Source organism: Maritalea myrionectae DSM 19524, assembly GCF_000423365.1.
In the GTDB taxonomy this organism is placed as follows: Bacteria; Pseudomonadota; Alphaproteobacteria; order Rhizobiales; family Devosiaceae; genus Maritalea; species Maritalea myrionectae.
Window position 1 is genome coordinate 766,133 of the sequence record NZ_AUHV01000002.1, and the last position, 13,924, is coordinate 780,056.

16 protein-coding genes are annotated in these 13,924 nt (G+C 53.7%); 8 read left to right on the plus strand and 8 right to left on the minus strand.

What is annotated here, in order from left to right:
* Window position 1 precedes the first annotated feature (1 nt).
* Window positions 2–595: a hypothetical protein gene (locus G549_RS0104015; protein ID WP_027833936.1), complete on the plus strand. Its 594-nt coding sequence runs from the start codon at window positions 2–4 to the stop codon at window positions 593–595.
* Here the strand turns inward: G549_RS0104015 and truA are convergent.
* From truA to def, 3 genes are read right to left on the minus strand one after another with little or no spacing between them, the layout of a single operon-like run.
* Window positions 584–1,336: a tRNA pseudouridine(38-40) synthase TruA gene (gene truA, locus G549_RS0104020; RefSeq protein WP_027833937.1), complete on the minus strand. Its 753-nt coding sequence runs from the start codon at window positions 1,334–1,336 to the stop codon at window positions 584–586. The two genes, G549_RS0104015 and truA, sit on opposite strands and share 12 nt — an antisense overlap.
* Window positions 1,336–2,262: a methionyl-tRNA formyltransferase gene (fmt, locus tag G549_RS0104025; protein ID WP_027833938.1), complete on the minus strand. Its 927-nt coding sequence runs from the start codon at window positions 2,260–2,262 to the stop codon at window positions 1,336–1,338. Before fmt ends, truA begins: the two co-directional genes overlap by 1 nt.
* 1 nt (window position 2,263) lies before the next feature.
* Window positions 2,264–2,779, minus strand: a complete 516-nt coding sequence (gene def, locus G549_RS0104030; RefSeq protein ID WP_027833939.1) for a peptide deformylase — start codon at window positions 2,777–2,779, stop codon at window positions 2,264–2,266.
* A 176-nt stretch (window positions 2,780–2,955) separates the two neighbouring features.
* Here def and G549_RS18980 point away from each other — a divergent pair, with 176 nt between their 5' ends.
* The 5 genes from G549_RS18980 (at window position 2,956) to G549_RS18990 (ending at window position 8,172) form a co-directional block, all read left to right on the plus strand.
* Window positions 2,956–4,107, plus strand: a complete 1,152-nt coding sequence (locus G549_RS18980; RefSeq protein ID WP_036220959.1) for a DNA recombination protein RmuC — start codon at window positions 2,956–2,958, stop codon at window positions 4,105–4,107.
* 526 nt (window positions 4,108–4,633) lie between these two features.
* On the plus strand, window positions 4,634–5,233 hold the full coding sequence (locus G549_RS0104040; protein ID WP_027833940.1) for a helix-turn-helix domain-containing protein: 600 nt from the start codon (window positions 4,634–4,636) through the stop codon (window positions 5,231–5,233).
* On the plus strand, window positions 5,226–6,458 hold the full coding sequence (locus G549_RS0104045) for a type II toxin-antitoxin system HipA family toxin (RefSeq protein ID WP_156905472.1): 1,233 nt from the start codon (window positions 5,226–5,228) through the stop codon (window positions 6,456–6,458). Before G549_RS0104040 ends, G549_RS0104045 begins: the two co-directional genes overlap by 8 nt.
* A gap of 310 nt (window positions 6,459–6,768) precedes the next feature.
* The gene (locus G549_RS18985; RefSeq protein WP_051213330.1) at window positions 6,769–7,578 is read left to right on the plus strand and encodes a class I SAM-dependent methyltransferase; all 810 of its coding nucleotides are present in this window, start codon (window positions 6,769–6,771) and stop codon (window positions 7,576–7,578) included.
* Window positions 7,579–7,689: 111 nt separating this feature from the next.
* Window positions 7,690–8,172 carry a pyridoxamine 5'-phosphate oxidase family protein gene (locus tag G549_RS18990; RefSeq protein ID WP_036220961.1) on the plus strand — a complete coding sequence of 161 codons (483 nt, stop codon included), beginning with the start codon at window positions 7,690–7,692 and terminating at the stop codon, window positions 8,170–8,172.
* Between the two features lie 69 nt (window positions 8,173–8,241).
* Here G549_RS18990 and G549_RS0104065 read toward each other — a convergent pair whose 3' ends face one another.
* Window positions 8,242–9,264, minus strand: coding sequence for an AraC family transcriptional regulator (locus G549_RS0104065; protein WP_027833942.1), 1,023 nt, complete (start codon window positions 9,262–9,264; stop codon window positions 8,242–8,244).
* A 128-nt stretch (window positions 9,265–9,392) separates the two neighbouring features.
* On the opposite strand from G549_RS0104065, the gene G549_RS0104070 reads away from it, so the two are divergent.
* On the plus strand, window positions 9,393–9,803 hold the full coding sequence (locus tag G549_RS0104070; RefSeq protein ID WP_027833943.1) for a hypothetical protein: 411 nt from the start codon (window positions 9,393–9,395) through the stop codon (window positions 9,801–9,803).
* A 62-nt stretch (window positions 9,804–9,865) separates the two neighbouring features.
* Here G549_RS0104070 and G549_RS0104075 read toward each other — a convergent pair whose 3' ends face one another.
* The gene (locus tag G549_RS0104075) at window positions 9,866–11,167 is read right to left on the minus strand and encodes a SulP family inorganic anion transporter (RefSeq protein ID WP_210162390.1); all 1,302 of its coding nucleotides are present in this window, start codon (window positions 11,165–11,167) and stop codon (window positions 9,866–9,868) included.
* Between the two features lie 62 nt (window positions 11,168–11,229).
* A complete protein-coding gene (locus G549_RS0104080) occupies window positions 11,230–12,303 on the minus strand; it encodes an ornithine cyclodeaminase (protein WP_027833945.1) in 1,074 nt (357 codons plus the stop codon).
* A 150-nt stretch (window positions 12,304–12,453) separates the two neighbouring features.
* Between G549_RS0104080 and G549_RS0104085 the strand changes: the two genes are divergently transcribed.
* Window positions 12,454–12,894 carry an Lrp/AsnC family transcriptional regulator gene (locus G549_RS0104085; RefSeq protein WP_027833946.1) on the plus strand — a complete coding sequence of 147 codons (441 nt, stop codon included), beginning with the start codon at window positions 12,454–12,456 and terminating at the stop codon, window positions 12,892–12,894.
* On the opposite strand, the gene G549_RS0104090 is transcribed toward G549_RS0104085, so the two are convergent.
* The gene (locus tag G549_RS0104090) at window positions 12,891–13,295 is read right to left on the minus strand and encodes a nuclear transport factor 2 family protein (protein WP_027833947.1); all 405 of its coding nucleotides are present in this window, start codon (window positions 13,293–13,295) and stop codon (window positions 12,891–12,893) included. The two genes, G549_RS0104085 and G549_RS0104090, sit on opposite strands and share 4 nt — an antisense overlap.
* A gap of 14 nt (window positions 13,296–13,309) precedes the next feature.
* Window positions 13,310–13,918: a recombination mediator RecR gene (recR, locus tag G549_RS0104095; RefSeq protein WP_027833948.1), complete on the minus strand. Its 609-nt coding sequence runs from the start codon at window positions 13,916–13,918 to the stop codon at window positions 13,310–13,312.
* Window positions 13,919–13,924: the final 6 nt, after the last annotated feature.

Consider the following 13,924-nt stretch of genomic DNA (forward strand, 5'->3'; position numbering starts at 1 on the left):
TATGAACAATCGTCCCTACCTTGAAGAAATGATTGATGCCGCCAAGGGCGTCTTTGCGCTGATCCGAGGTGAAAAGGATAAGTTGGGATATTTCAACTTTTCGCAATCTGGTTTGGTCGGCAGCTTTATCGCGGTGTTGATCGGCTTGGCGTTGCAGGAAGTGTTTTCGGGGCCAGGGCCAGAAGATTTGCAGGTGCCCGCATGGGCGAACTTGATCAGCTATGCGTTGTTATATGCGACACCGTTTTTGGTTGCCTACGGATTTTTGAGCATCATCGGCGAGCGAGACCGGATGTTGGGCTATATGGTCGCGAACAATTGGGCCAGCTTCTTTTTCACGCTAATACTCGTGGCGATCTTTATCTTCCAACTGCTCGCCAGCGTTGGGTATTTTGTGATCGTGGTCCTGACCATTTTGGTATTTTGGCGCACCGCGCGGCTCATTTTGGGCTTCACCATACCGCAAACCATCATCTTTTTTGTGGCGACCATTATGGCCGTTCTGATGGCAGCGATGCTAACGGTGAACATTCTATTCGCAGCGGCAGGTGTTGATCCGGCTGTATTTTTGGACGCGCAAACCTCAGGCGTCTAAATCGGGATAATCCACACCGATCAAATACAGGCCATCTGGCGGAGACACCGGACCGCATGCTTTACGGTCTGCCGCATCGAGCGCCGCGCGAAAATCCTGCGGCGTCCATCTTTCCCGTCCCACTTCCACCAGCGAGCCAACCATGGAACGGACCTGGTTGTGCAAGAAGCTGCGTGCAGACGCGAACACATGGATCATCTCGCCCCGTCGCTCCACATCCAGCCGATCAAGCGTGCGGATGGGTGAGTTGGCCTGACACATGGACGCGCGGAACGTGGTGAAATCATGCTTACCCAAGATCAGCTGCGCCGCCTCGTGCATCTTATCGGCATCCAGCGCGTGGGGCACATGCCAGACGCGATTGCGCATGAAGGTGGGCCGCGCTTTTCGGTTTAGGATGAGAAATTCATAGTGTCGCGATAGCGCCGAAAAGCGCGCTTCAAAATGGTCGGGCACTGGCACATGGCCGGTGATGGCGATGGGCAACGGCTTTAGATGAAAGTTCATCGCTTCGGCGATGCGAAACGAATCCCATTGCTTGGATAAATCCAGGTGAAACACTTGCCCCGTGGCGTGCACCCCTGAATCGGTGCGCCCTGCGGCTTGTACCTTCACGCGTTCGCCAGAGAATTTTTCAATCGCGTCTTCAATGGCGTCCTGCACCCCCTTGCCGTCGAGTTGGGACTGCCACCCGTGAAACGGGGTGCCATAATATTCAACTGTGAGCTTGTAGCGGGGCACTATTGTGCAACCTTGCCTTTAAGCGAGCCGGGGCCGCGCAAAAAGGTTTCCACATCCATGGCGCCTTTGCCTTCGCGCTGAACAGTGAGTGGCAAAATGGCCCCCTCGCCGCAAGCGATGCGCAAATCATCGTCGAGCACGGTGCCGGGTGCACCGCTTCCATCCACTAGGCTGGCTTTGATGATCTTGATGCGGACAGGCTTGTCATTGATCTCAATTTCGAACCACGCGCCAGGAAAGGGCGACAGGCCGCGAATTTGGTTGTGCACCACCGCCGCAGGCTGGGTCCAATCGATCCGCGCTTCGGCCTTCTCTATCTTTTTGGCGTAGGTCACGCCTTCAGTGCTTTGCGGCGTGAAATCCATGCTGTCGCGTTCCAACGCCGAAAGGGCTCGGCCCATCATATCGGCGCCACGCACCATCATTTCATCGTGCAATTCGCCCGCGGTCATGTTGGGTGAGATGGGGATTTCATCAATCAAACCGACATCGCCTGTGTCCAGGCCTTTGTCCATTTTCATGATCATGATGCCGGTTTGAGTGTCGCCTGCCATGATTGCCCGTTGGATGGGCGCAGCGCCACGCCAGCGCGGCAGCAAGGAGCCGTGCAAATTCAAGCAGCCTTTTTCTGGTGCATCCAAAATGGCTTGCGGCAGCAACAGCCCATAGGCCACGACAACGGCAACATCAGCATCAAGCGCTTGGAATGCTTCGACATCGGCCGGGTCTTTGAAATTGAGCGGCGTGCGGACTTCAAGCCCAAACCCTTCGGCCAATTCGTGCACCGGCGATTTACGGTCTTTTTTGCCCCGGCCCGCTGGGCGCGGCGGCTGGGTATAGACCGCCACGACATCGTGGCCACGGCCAATAATCTCACTCAAAGTTGGCACGGCAATTTCTGGCGTGCCCATAAAGATGACCCGCATATTACCCCGCTGCGCGTTTAGCGATTTTTTGGAATTTTTTGGTGACCCGCTCGCGCTTTAACCGCGACAGATAGTCGATGAACAATTTGCCGTCCAAATGGTCGATCTCGTGCTGCACAACGGTGGACAAAAGCTCTTCGGCTTCCAGCTCTTGCGCCGCGCCGTTCTCATCCAGATATTTTACGCGGATTTTGACCGGGCGCTCCACATCCTCATAATATTCAGGGATCGACAGGCAGCCTTCTTGATAGACCCATGTTTCGTCCGACGCCCAGGTGATTTCTGGATTGACCATGGCGATCGGGTTTGGCTCGTCCTCTTCTTTGGAGGGGTCCATCACGATGACCCGATGCAGCTCGCCAATTTGCGGCGCGGCAAGGCCAACGCCGGGCGCGTCATACATCGTTTCAAACATATCTTTAATCAGTGTTTTGATCTCGTCATTCACGGTTTCAACAGGCGTGGCGACCTTGCGCAAAACATCGTTTGGGATATGCAAAATGGGGCGGATGGTCATGGTATTAATCTCTTGGTTCAACTTTGGGTGCTTGGATAGGCCGATTAGCCCTTCGGGTCAAGAAATTCGGCGCATAGCTGCCCTGCTTCTGTGAGATATAGGCAGAGAATCGTTCAAGTTAAAGCCACCAGCGCTTTAAGGCGGCACATGGGCGCGAATCACGATATGTTCTCCCTATGAATGATGTACTTTTTTATGCCTTCGGGCATGGCTTTACCGCACTAGAACTCACTTTGACGGGCGTTGGCCTGTTGCTGATTTTGGCGATTGTGGCGCTGATCGGAAGTTGGCGAGCTGGCCAGCAAAGGGCGATTGAAGCCGCGCGCATTGCCGAGCGCAATCAAGAGATGGAACGGCACATGGCCGACCTAATGCGGGTGCAAAGCGAGATGACCGGGCGCATGCACACCATGTCGGAGATTTTTGGCAGCCGCACATCGGATTTGGCCAAGGCATTGACCGACCGGATTGATAGCGCCAGCCACCGCATGGGACAAACGGTGACGGAATCGCGCACCAAGACCGAGGAGAGCCTCTCCAAGCTGAATGAACGGCTGGCGGTGATTGATCGCGCGCAAGCCAATATTTCCGAGCTGTCACACGAGATGGTCTCTTTGCGCGATATTCTGGCCAACAAGCAATCGCGCGGGGCATTTGGGCAAGGGCGGATGGAAGCGATTATTTCCGATGGCTTGCCCTCCAGCTCCTTCCAGTTTCAAGCCACCCTTTCCAACAATTCGCGGCCCGATTGTTTGGTGCTGATGCCCAACAAGGCGCCCGATTTGGTGGTGGACGCAAAGTTTCCGCTGGAAAGCTGGCAGCGGATTAATGACGCGCAAGATGCGGTGGAACTGAAAGGCGCGATGACCCAGTTCCGCACCGACATGACCAAGCATATGAAGGATATTTCGGAAAAATATCTGATCGCCGGGGAAACACAGGACACGGCCTTTATGTTTGTGCCCTCCGAGGCCATTTTTGCGGATATTCATGAGAAGTTCGATGATCTGGTGCAAAAAGCTTTGCGGATGCGGGTGGTGATTGTGTCGCCCTCGCTTTTGATGCTCTCAATCCAAGTGATCCAAGCACTGCTGCGCGACGTGAAAATGCGCGAACAGGCGCATATTATCCAGTCCGAAGTCACCAATCTTCTGGCCGATGTGGGCCGCTTGTCTGACCGCGTGCACAAGCTGCAAACCCATTTCCAACAAGCTAACCGCGATGTGGAACAGATTTTGATTTCCACCGGCAAGGTCAACAAACGCGGCGAACGGATCGAGCAGCTTGAGTTTGAGGAAACTAAGGTGATGTTGGAGGGGGATGGGTAGTTTTTTCCGAGGTCTGCTTTGAGCCCTTTGTCGCCATTGAATTTTGTTTCCTGATGGGCAATTCCGGCCCAAAGCTGCCGTTGGCCATTGCCACTCGATGCTGCATCTGCAGCCAGCATTGCCGACATTCGCCGCGCACACACAAAGCCTGAAGGCATATAAGTGATAGAGGAGTGCTTGCGATGACCCGAACGCATTGCACCGTACTCGACTATGCGGAGCAGATGGTCCGTGTGCCGTAAGCGTCGAAAGCGAGCGTTGGCATTGACAGCGATGCATGGAAAACGTGAATAAGTATCCCAGATGCCGCCCTTTTAGAGCACATCCTACCGAGCGGGGTTTTATCCTGTGTCCGAGGACAAAGGGCGCCCGGTTGTCATGATAGATGCGAGATTTTGATATATTTTAGTAGATCAATATCACCATATGATCTATATTAGCATATCGAATTTGATTGCTGCGTTGAAAGTGTGATACATTATTCTATATCAAAAGTGGCTCTTGATGTGTGAAAGTAGATCGGAATATGAGTTACGCCACCGAAAACATCGCCGCTTCCCTGAAGTCGGCACGTGAAAACAAGGGGTTAAGCCAAAGAGAGCTTAGCGCTCGATCAGGCGTGCCGCAATCGCATATCTCAAAGATTGAGAGCAACGCAGTCGATCTGCGGCTTTCGAGTCTTGCTTCACTTGCCCATGCGCTTGACCTTGAACTGACGATGATACCAAGAAAATCGGCGCCGGCAGTCAGATCGATTGTGCGCAGTACGGGCAGTCACAAACCTCAAAGCAACAACGATGCACTGCGCGAGCTTGCGCGCGCGCAACGTGCTCTTGATGCGCTCCCCAAGGCTTTGCATGAGAACTCTGCGATGGAAACGCTACAAAGACAATTTCAAGAAATGAATAATTTCCGCAACATCTTGCAAGAAACTGACGCCATTAGGAATATACGCAGCGCGATCGAAGCAATTGAGAATTCTGGGGGGCACAAGAACCTAGAAAAAATTGCCAAAGATGCTCAACGTCTCCGCAATATGTTGGCGCACAGTATGCCGTCACACAAGATCAACGAACTAGCCAGTAGACCGGCCTACAGCCTAGACGAGGATGACAGTGATGGCTGATGTTTCTGTTCTAAATGTTGAGCTTTATGGGGAGGCTATCGGCACGTTGACACGCGTCGCGGGGGATCGCAGCCTTTTCGCGTTCAACGAAGAGTATATTGAAAACTCTGACCGCCCGACACTTAGCTTGTTCTTCAAGGATGAGCTTGGCGAGTTGCGCACGGAATTTAAACCTGTCCAAAAGCAGGTCATGCCGTTCTTTTCCAACCTATTGCCGGAGGGGCACTTGCGCAAGTACCTCGCAGAGCAAGCAGGGGTGAATGCTGAACGAGAATTCTTCTTGCTTTGGGCCTTAGGGCGCGACCTTCCTGGCGCTATTACAATCAAACCGGCGGACGGCGAAATCTGGCCACCGGAGGCCGCGCATGTAGGTGGCGAAGACGCGCCAAAATCCAAAGACAACATGCTTCGGTTCTCTCTTGCCGGTGTTCAATTGAAATTCTCAGCCGTTGAGGGCGCGAGTGGTGGGCTGACTATTCCCGCGTCGGGCATCGGCGGTGACTGGATCGTCAAGCTGCCGTCACGGGAATACATGGGTGTCCCTGAAAACGAATTCTCAATGATGCGGCTGGCCAGCATGCTCGGCATGGACGTGCCTCGTATTGATCTGGTCGACATCGATAGTATCGCAAATCTGCCAGATGGCACTGATCGCTTTGGAACAAAGGCCTTCGTTATCGAACGCTTTGACCGGCACCCCAGCGGAGAGCGGGTGCATATCGAAGACTTCGCGCAAGTCTTTGGTGTCTACGGCGAAGACAAATATAAAAAGGCGAGCATGCGCAACATTGCTGCCGTCATTGGAGCAGAAGGGTCGGATGAAGACATCCGCGAGTTCGTACGCCGCTTGACGTTCAGCACGCTGATTGGCAATGGGGACATGCATCTTAAGAACTGGTCGCTGATCTATCCTGATCGACGCACTGCCGCCCTTTCGCCAGCCTATGATTTTGTATCGACAGTTCCATACATTAAGGGTGACAGCTTCGCACTGAACTACAGCCGCGTGCGAGATTTTGCTGCCTTTGATGAAGATGAAATCTCCCATCTCGCCGCGAAAGCAGCGTTGCCCGGCAAAATGGTTCTTGAAGTGGCACGAGAAACCACGAGCGATTTTGCATCGCTCTGGAAGCGTGAAAAATATGCGTTGCCGATGCGCGACGACGTTAGGGCGGCGATTGATGCACTACTGCCAATCCTCCCTTTGATGAAAGAACACCTTTAGAAAGCCAATTTTATGAAGATTTTCCCAAGTTGCGAAGTAAAAATTCTATCGGAATGCCCAAGCGAAGGTCCGAAATGTCCGCATAGCTGTCATTCCATCATAAGCTGCTATTCTATGGCTTTCATCAGGTGATCTCATCAATAGAGATATATCAGCGTTTCCTTTTTGGTCGTGCCGGATGGGCCAATCACAGTGCCGCGATTTTGGCGCCTGTGCGGCGTCACGGCATATGAACAATAGAGCGCCATTTTGCCGAAAATGGCCGGAGGTGGTATTCTTGGACCACCATAGGGCGTCAGGGGGAGGCGAAATGGGGAACGAGACTGAATCTGTTATTGATCATTATACCCGTCATAATCTGATGCAACGCATCCGCGATGCCTTGCGATCAGCCGGGCACGACCCGGAAAATCCCACGCGGGAGATGCTGGCGGAACTCGACCATTTGCACGGCGGTGGCTTCACCACAACCGAAACGCAGGTGGCGCTGGCCGAAATTCCAACGGGCTGTCACGTGCTTGATGCGGGCTGTGGCATTGGCGGGCCAAGCCGGTTTCTGGCGGGGCAACATGGGTGCACAGTTGAGGGCATCGATTTAACGCCGGAATATATCGACGTGGCCACGCAGTTAAATGAAATGGTTGGGCTTGACGACAAAATCTCCTTGTCTGTCGGCAGCGTGACGGAGCTGCCTTATGACAATGAAAGGTTCGATGCGGTGTTATGCCAGAATGTCTCCATGAATGTTTCCGACAAGGAAACCCTGTTCTGCGAGGCTTTCCGGGTGCTCAAACCGGGCGGCATCTATACCATCAGCCATATTGCTGAAGGCCCTAACGCGCCGCCCATCTACCCGCTGCCCTGGGCGCGCACGTCGGATGGGAGCTTTCTGGAAACGCCGGAACGCATTTTGATGCTGCTCAAGCAAGCGGGATTTGAAGCGATTGAAGATCGCGCCGCCACCGCACCATCGCAACCCGGCGGCGGTCCCCAGCCAGGGACAATCGGAGCAATTCCCGCAATGGGCGATGATATGCCGGAGCGCACTGGCAACAGCGCACGATCCATTGAACAAGGGCGGCTGGTGGCGATGATGGTGGTCGCGCATCGACCCCAATAATTGGTTGGCGGAGATCGAGGAATTGGCAGCGACAAAGTGACCGCCGCCTAATGATCTGGAACCATCCCCCGGTCCCATACGTTTCTCCTTACAATGAAAGGAGTGCGAGATATGATTGATTTTAAGAAGGAATTCTGGAAGCGCCTCTCTAATGTTAAATCTGGTTTGATGGATGTGGACGGGCGTTTGTTTCCGATGACGCCGAACCTGACGCCAGAGGATGACGGGGCGATCTGGTTTATCACCTCGAAAGGCACAGATGCGGCGGATGCGGCGGAAGCGGGGAAAACCATTCGCTTTGCCCTGTCCGACAACAGTGCCGGTTTGCACGGCTATGTGAACGGCAAAGTCTCCACATCGCCCAACCAGGAAAAGCTGGAAGAAATCTGGAGCGTTGTGGCTTCAGCATGGTTCGAGGACGGCAAATATGATCCCGATCTGGTCTTGGTCAAATTTGAGCCGCAGGATGGTGAAATTTGGCTGAGCACGGAAAGCGGTGCTGTCTTCCTGTTTGAAACCATCAAGGCCAATTTGACCCATCATGAGCCGGATGTGGGCCAACGTGCCACGTTGGATTTTAAGAAGGCCGCTTAAATCTGGCAAAAGGACATTCAATTGTGCCGCCGGTGCTTAGGCATCTGGCGGCACATTATTTTGTGCACCCTACACCACCTCATGGTTTTGACGGAACGCGCGCGGGCCTTGGCCTGTCCAGCGCTTAAAGGCGCGGGAGAAGGCCGCGACGTCCGAGAACCCCAGTAAATAGGCAATGTCGCCCACGCTGAGCTTTTGGCTTTTCAGATGCGACATGGCCATGGTGTGGCGCAGCTCTTCCAGCACGTCACGATAGGCTGTGTTCTCCTCTTTCAGGCGACGAAACAGTGTTTGACGACTCATGCCCAATTGGGCGGCGATTTGATCTGCCCCCGGATTGCCCAAATGCAAAAGCGGCAAAAGCGCCTGCTCCACTTGGCCGCGAGTGCTTTTTTGTGTCGATAACTTTGCCAAAAGCTGATCGGCCCGCTCGGCCAGGAGATTGGACATATAGGTTGGGCTTTGCGCGACGGGCCATGCGGCGACCTCCGGGTGCAGCTCCAACGCGTTCCACTTGGTCTCAAAATGTACCGGACATTGAAATATACGGGCATATTCATCCCTGTAAGACGGTGCTGCATGCGTAAAGTGGACTGAAAGGATATGCGGGGCGTCAAGAAATTGGCGCGGCCCACACGTCAGCCGCGCAAAGGCATTTTCCACCAGTTCCGGCACATTTTGTGCGGGTGCCGCCTGATAAACCATATAGGGACGCCCGTCCTGCTGGGTCAGTTCAAAATGCGGGCTGCCCGCTGGATCATTGATCTCCATGGCCAGCCGCCCATAGTGCTGCAATTGCTGAAATGCCGCGCCCATAGTGGGGGCGGCATTCATGATCAGGCCGACGATTGAAAGATCGGCCATGTCCACATCTTCGCCCCAATGCAGCGCGAGCGCGAGATCGCCGGTTTCCTTTTGCGCTTGATGCATGAGCGCGAGATAGTGCTTGAACGGCACCCGCGTGTCCGGATCCGTCAGATCCATATCGACGAGCCCCACCTTGAGCCGCAAATCGGCAGCATCTGCCCCGCGTGAGGCCGCATAGGTCAAGAGGCCCGCTGCTAAACCGGCTGACACTGTGGAATACGCCAATTCTATCTCCTGTTACAAAGGATCAAGTTTCAAGCAACCTAAGATCATGGACTTAATCTTATATCCGGCTACAAATCTATGTTCACTAGATCGCTATTCTCTCTGCGAATTGCAAGAAGGACAAAAAATTGAAGCCCGTTTCGCTGTTGCGCCTTTATTTATTGCGCGGATGTTATTTGTTGTTGTTGGTTGGCCTGTCGATACAGATCGTGCCTGACCTGTTTGGCCCGGTGGTGACCATGCCCATGATGGATGGCGTTGTTACCGCCATGTTGAGCGCTTTGGCGGTGCTCTCCATTCTCGGGCTGTTCGCGCCCCTCTTTATGCTGCCGCTGCTTTGGTTTGAGCTTTGTTGGAAGCTCCTTTGGGTGCTGTTTGTGGCCCTGCCCCGCTGGCAAACGGGCACCATGGATGAAGGGACCATCGAGGTCTTGTTTGCCTGCGCCTTTGTGGTGCCATTTGTGTTTATCATCCCGTGGCGTTATGCGATTGCCCGCTATTTAGCGGCACTGGATCCGTGGCGCGCCAAGAACGATTGATTGAGCGGAAGCGCGGCATAAAAAAAAGCCCCGGTCAAACGGGGCTTTTTTCGTTCAACGCCTTAGCGATTGGGCGGTCGCCAATCGCTTTTGATCGGCTTTTGCTTATTCAGATTTAGCGCCAAGCCGATGATAACGCCGACACCAATGGCGACGGTTAGGTCTACAGCGACGGTGAGGACAAGGGTGAGCAATAAGAGGAACAGATCGCTCTTTTTGCCGTGTGCATATTCACCCCATTTGTCCACTTCCATCATGTTCCACGCGGTGACCATCAGTAATGCAGCCAGGGCAGGCATGGCCAGATAGCCCGCGAGCGGCGTGGCCAGCAACATGACGATCAAGATGGTGACAGCATGCACCAACCCGGCCACAGGCGTTTTGCCGCCAGCTTTGATGTTGGTCGCCGTACGTGCGATGGCGCCCGTAGCGGGCAGCCCGGTGAACAAGGCCGATCCGATATTAGCGATACCTTGCGCTGTTAGCTCCGCATTTGGGCGATGATGACCTTCGATCATCTTGTCCGCCACCATGGCAGACAACAGCGATTCCACGCCTGCCAGAAAGGCGATGATAAAGGCCAAGGGGAGCAGTTCAATAATACGATCCAATGTAAGCACGGGCAGTTGCGGCATGGGCAAGCCGCTGGGCAGTTCGCCAAATTGCGACCCGAGGGTGCTGACAGGCAGGGCAAAGGCAAACACCGCGAGCGAGCCAATGCTAACCGCCACAATGAGACCTGGAAATTTGGGGGCCATGCGACGCAGGGCGACAATCATCACCAAAGTTGCCAAGGCAATGGCCAAAGTGACCAAGCTCATCGTATCGCGGGCGCCCCAGAAGGCGTGCACTTTTTCGAAAAACTCTGCGGGCACTTCTGCCAAGGACAGGCCGAAGAAACTGTTGAGCTGGCTGGTGCCAATGATGATGCCGATTCCGATGGTGAACCCAGCCACCACGGCTTCAGGCACAAAGGCGATGAGATTGCCTGCCCGGAAATATCCGGCGATCAACAAAATGATCCCCGCCATGAAGGTGGCCAACACCAAACCATCATATCCATGCTCAGCGATGACACCGAACACCACCACAATAAAGGCCCCGGTTGGCCCGCCAATTTGAACTCGGCTGCCGCCAAACAAGGAAATCAAGAAGCCCGCAACAATTGCGGTGACAATTCCTTTTTCTGGTGTTGCGCCCGAGGCGATAGCGATGGCCAAGCTGAGCGGCAGCGCCACCATCGCAACCGTGATGCCTGCGATCAGGTCAGCGAGAAAAAGTGGCCAACTATAGGATTGAATCGTGGTGAGTATTTTTGGGAGTCGCATGGGAAAATCATACATCGCCGGTTCAGCGACTGTCATGAATTTTCTTTATGCCGCGCCGAAATGGCGCAAAGAAAAGCCCCGGCGAACCGGGGCTTCTGTTATTCCGCTGCTGTCATATTCTGTTTGGCGGCGCGTTGCACCATGCCATAGAGATCCCGCGGATCGTCTGGATCGGCGAGCATGTCCAAATCTTCATAGAACTGGGTGCCTTGGATGGCCTGATAGATAAAGCGCAGGGCAGAGAAATCTTCGACGGCGAAGCCGACACTGTCAAACAATGTGATTTGCCCTTCGGCTTTGCGGCCTTCTTTTTGGCCTGACATCACTTCCCACAATTCGGTGACTTCATAGTCACCCGGCAATTGTTGAATTTCGCCTTCAATGCGGGTTTGCGGGGTGAACTCGGTGAAGATTTCTGAGCGGTACAAAATGTCTTTATGTAGCTCGGTCTTGCCCGGGCAATCGCCGCCAATGGCGTTGATGTGCATGCCAGAGCCGACCATATTGTCGGTGAGGATGGTGGCATATTGCTTATCCGCCGTGCAGGTGGTGATGATCTCGGCCCCGGCCACACAATCTTCGCCGGTGCTACAAGAAGTGAGGTTAAGCCCACTATTTTGCAGGTTGAACATGGCCTTTTCGGTGGCTTTCGGGTCCGTATCATAAAGGCGGACATTTTCAATGCCGCAGATTTTTTTGAAGGCCAGAGCCTGGAATTCGCACTGGGCGCCATTGCCGATGATGGCCATGGTTTTTGCATTTTTGGGCGCCAGATATTTGGCGGCCACGGCGGACATGGCAGCGGTGCGCAAGGCGGTGAGGATCGTCATTTCAGACAGGAGCACCGGATAGCCATTTGCCACATCCGCCAATAGACCGAACGCGGTGACAGTTTGCATGCCGTCCTTGGTGTTTTTGGGGTGGCCATTCACATATTTAAAGCCATAAACCTCACCATCGCTGGTGGGCATCAGCTCGATCACACCTTCATTTGAATGGGAGGCGACGCGTGGGGTTTTATCAAACAATTCCCAACGCACAAAATCCTCTTCGATGGCTTTGGCGATGCCTGCCATCACCTCATCCACACCGATATGCAAGATGAGTTTCATCATATTGTCGACGCTGACAAAAGGCACAAGATTGAGTGTGTCGCGGTGGAATTTTGCCATTGAATATCCCTCGTCATCCAAAGCTAAAGTAAGAGAAACAAATCATACGCAATGGTTCAGTCAAAAAAAATGGCAATGATTTATAATTCTTGCCATCTATTTTGATAAAATCGTATAGTCAGATTGTGCAATTTTACATTGGATCGCAAGATGGCTGAGAATCCCTATTATGTGTATGACGCACTAGACCGCGAATTGATTGCGCTTTTGCGCCGGGATGGGCGCGCGTCGTTGGCCAAAATCGCCAATATTTTAGGCGTTTCACGCGGCACGGTGCAAAACCGGCTGGACCGATTGACCGAGGTCGGCGCCCTGCTCGGCTTTACGGTGCGGGTGCGTGAAGATTACGGCCACGACATGGTGCGGGCCATCATGATGGTGGAAGTGGTGGGCAAGACCACCAGCGATGTGATCAAAAAGCTGCGCGGCATGCCTGAAGTGCAACACATACACTCCACCAATGGTGCTTGGGATCTGGTGGTGGAGATTCAGGCGTCAAGCCTGCCTGAATTTGATCGGGTGCTACGCGAAGTGCGTATGATCGACAATATTTTAAACAGCGAAACCAGCATTTTGCTGAGTTCGGTTTAAAAGGGCTCGAAGCAATCGTAATTGCGCTGGCGAAATATCTTTTGGTCTTTAAATTCGAAGACACACGCGAAGTGTGCTTTCATTTCATCGCCGGGCTGTAAGCTGCCGATGGGAACGGCGAGATTCCCAATCCAAATCACTTCAGCGAGCGCGCCATTCTGATCGTCTTCCATATAATTGACGATCTCAAAGCTCTGCCCCTGCAAAACCTTCCGCCCAGCTTCGGCGCCTTGCAGCATCGCTGCGAGATCACGTGTGTTTTTTTGTTTGGTGAGCGCGTTGGGAAATTCGACTTGTTCGATTTGAGGATGGAGAAAGACTGAAAGAGCGTCGCCAACTGCCATTTTCGATAAAGCGGCGAGATAATCGATGATCCACTGCTTCTTCGAAAATTCCGGCATGTCCACTCCTCAACTCAAAAGTCTGTGCGCGCTTTCAATGCTTGCGACAAGGTGCCCTCGTCCAGATAATCCAGTTCGCCGCCAACCGGCACACCATGGGCCAGCCGTGAGATTTTTACGCCGAATGATTGCAACTGATCTGTAATGTAGTGCGCGGTGGTTTGCCCGTCCACAGTGGCGTTTACAGCCAAAACGATTTCAGTGATGTTGCCCGCTTCCACGCGCTCAACCAAACTATGGATGTTCAAATCTTCCGGTCCAATGCCATCGAGCGGTGACAAGGTGCCACCCAGCACGTGATAAAGCGCGGCGCCAACGCCCGCCCGCTCCAAGGCCCACAGGTCGGCCACATCCTCCACGACGATCAACAGGCCAGCGGTGTTGCGCTTTGGGTCAGTGCAGATATGGCAGGGGGAAATAGTATCGACATTGCCGCAGCTTTGGCAGGTCATGACCGTATCAACAGCACGTTCAAGCGCGCCAGCAAGCGGCACCATCAAGGTCTCTTTTTTCTTGATCAGGTGCAACACAGCACGGCGTGCCGACCGCGGGCCAAGGCCCGGCAGTCGCGCCAACAATTGGATAAGCTGATCAATTTCGGGGCCGCCCGACCGTGAGGACATGAAAAA

Coding starts and splice junctions, on each gene's coding strand:
- G549_RS18985 (WP_051213330.1), top strand. CDS start 6,769: ATGGGGAACGAGACTGAATCTGTTATTGATCATTATACCCGTCATAAT.
- G549_RS0104090 (WP_027833947.1), bottom strand. CDS start 13,295: ATGCCGGAATTTTCGAAGAAGCAGTGGATCATCGATTATCTCGCCGCT.
- G549_RS0104045 (WP_156905472.1), top strand. CDS start 5,226: ATGGCTGATGTTTCTGTTCTAAATGTTGAGCTTTATGGGGAGGCTATC.
- fmt (WP_027833938.1), bottom strand. CDS start 2,262: ATGCGGGTCATCTTTATGGGCACGCCAGAAATTGCCGTGCCAACTTTG.
- G549_RS0104015 (WP_027833936.1), top strand. CDS start 2: ATGAACAATCGTCCCTACCTTGAAGAAATGATTGATGCCGCCAAGGGC.
- G549_RS0104085 (WP_027833946.1), top strand. CDS start 12,454: ATGGCTGAGAATCCCTATTATGTGTATGACGCACTAGACCGCGAATTG.
- G549_RS0104040 (WP_027833940.1), top strand. CDS start 4,634: ATGAGTTACGCCACCGAAAACATCGCCGCTTCCCTGAAGTCGGCACGT.
- G549_RS18990 (WP_036220961.1), top strand. CDS start 7,690: ATGATTGATTTTAAGAAGGAATTCTGGAAGCGCCTCTCTAATGTTAAA.
- def (WP_027833939.1), bottom strand. CDS start 2,779: ATGACCATCCGCCCCATTTTGCATATCCCAAACGATGTTTTGCGCAAG.
- G549_RS18980 (WP_036220959.1), top strand. CDS start 2,956: ATGAATGATGTACTTTTTTATGCCTTCGGGCATGGCTTTACCGCACTA.
- recR (WP_027833948.1), bottom strand. CDS start 13,918: ATGTCCTCACGGTCGGGCGGCCCCGAAATTGATCAGCTTATCCAATTG.
- G549_RS0104080 (WP_027833945.1), bottom strand. CDS start 12,303: ATGGCAAAATTCCACCGCGACACACTCAATCTTGTGCCTTTTGTCAGC.
- G549_RS0104075 (WP_210162390.1), bottom strand. CDS start 11,167: ATGACAGTCGCTGAACCGGCGATGTATGATTTTCCCATGCGACTCCCA.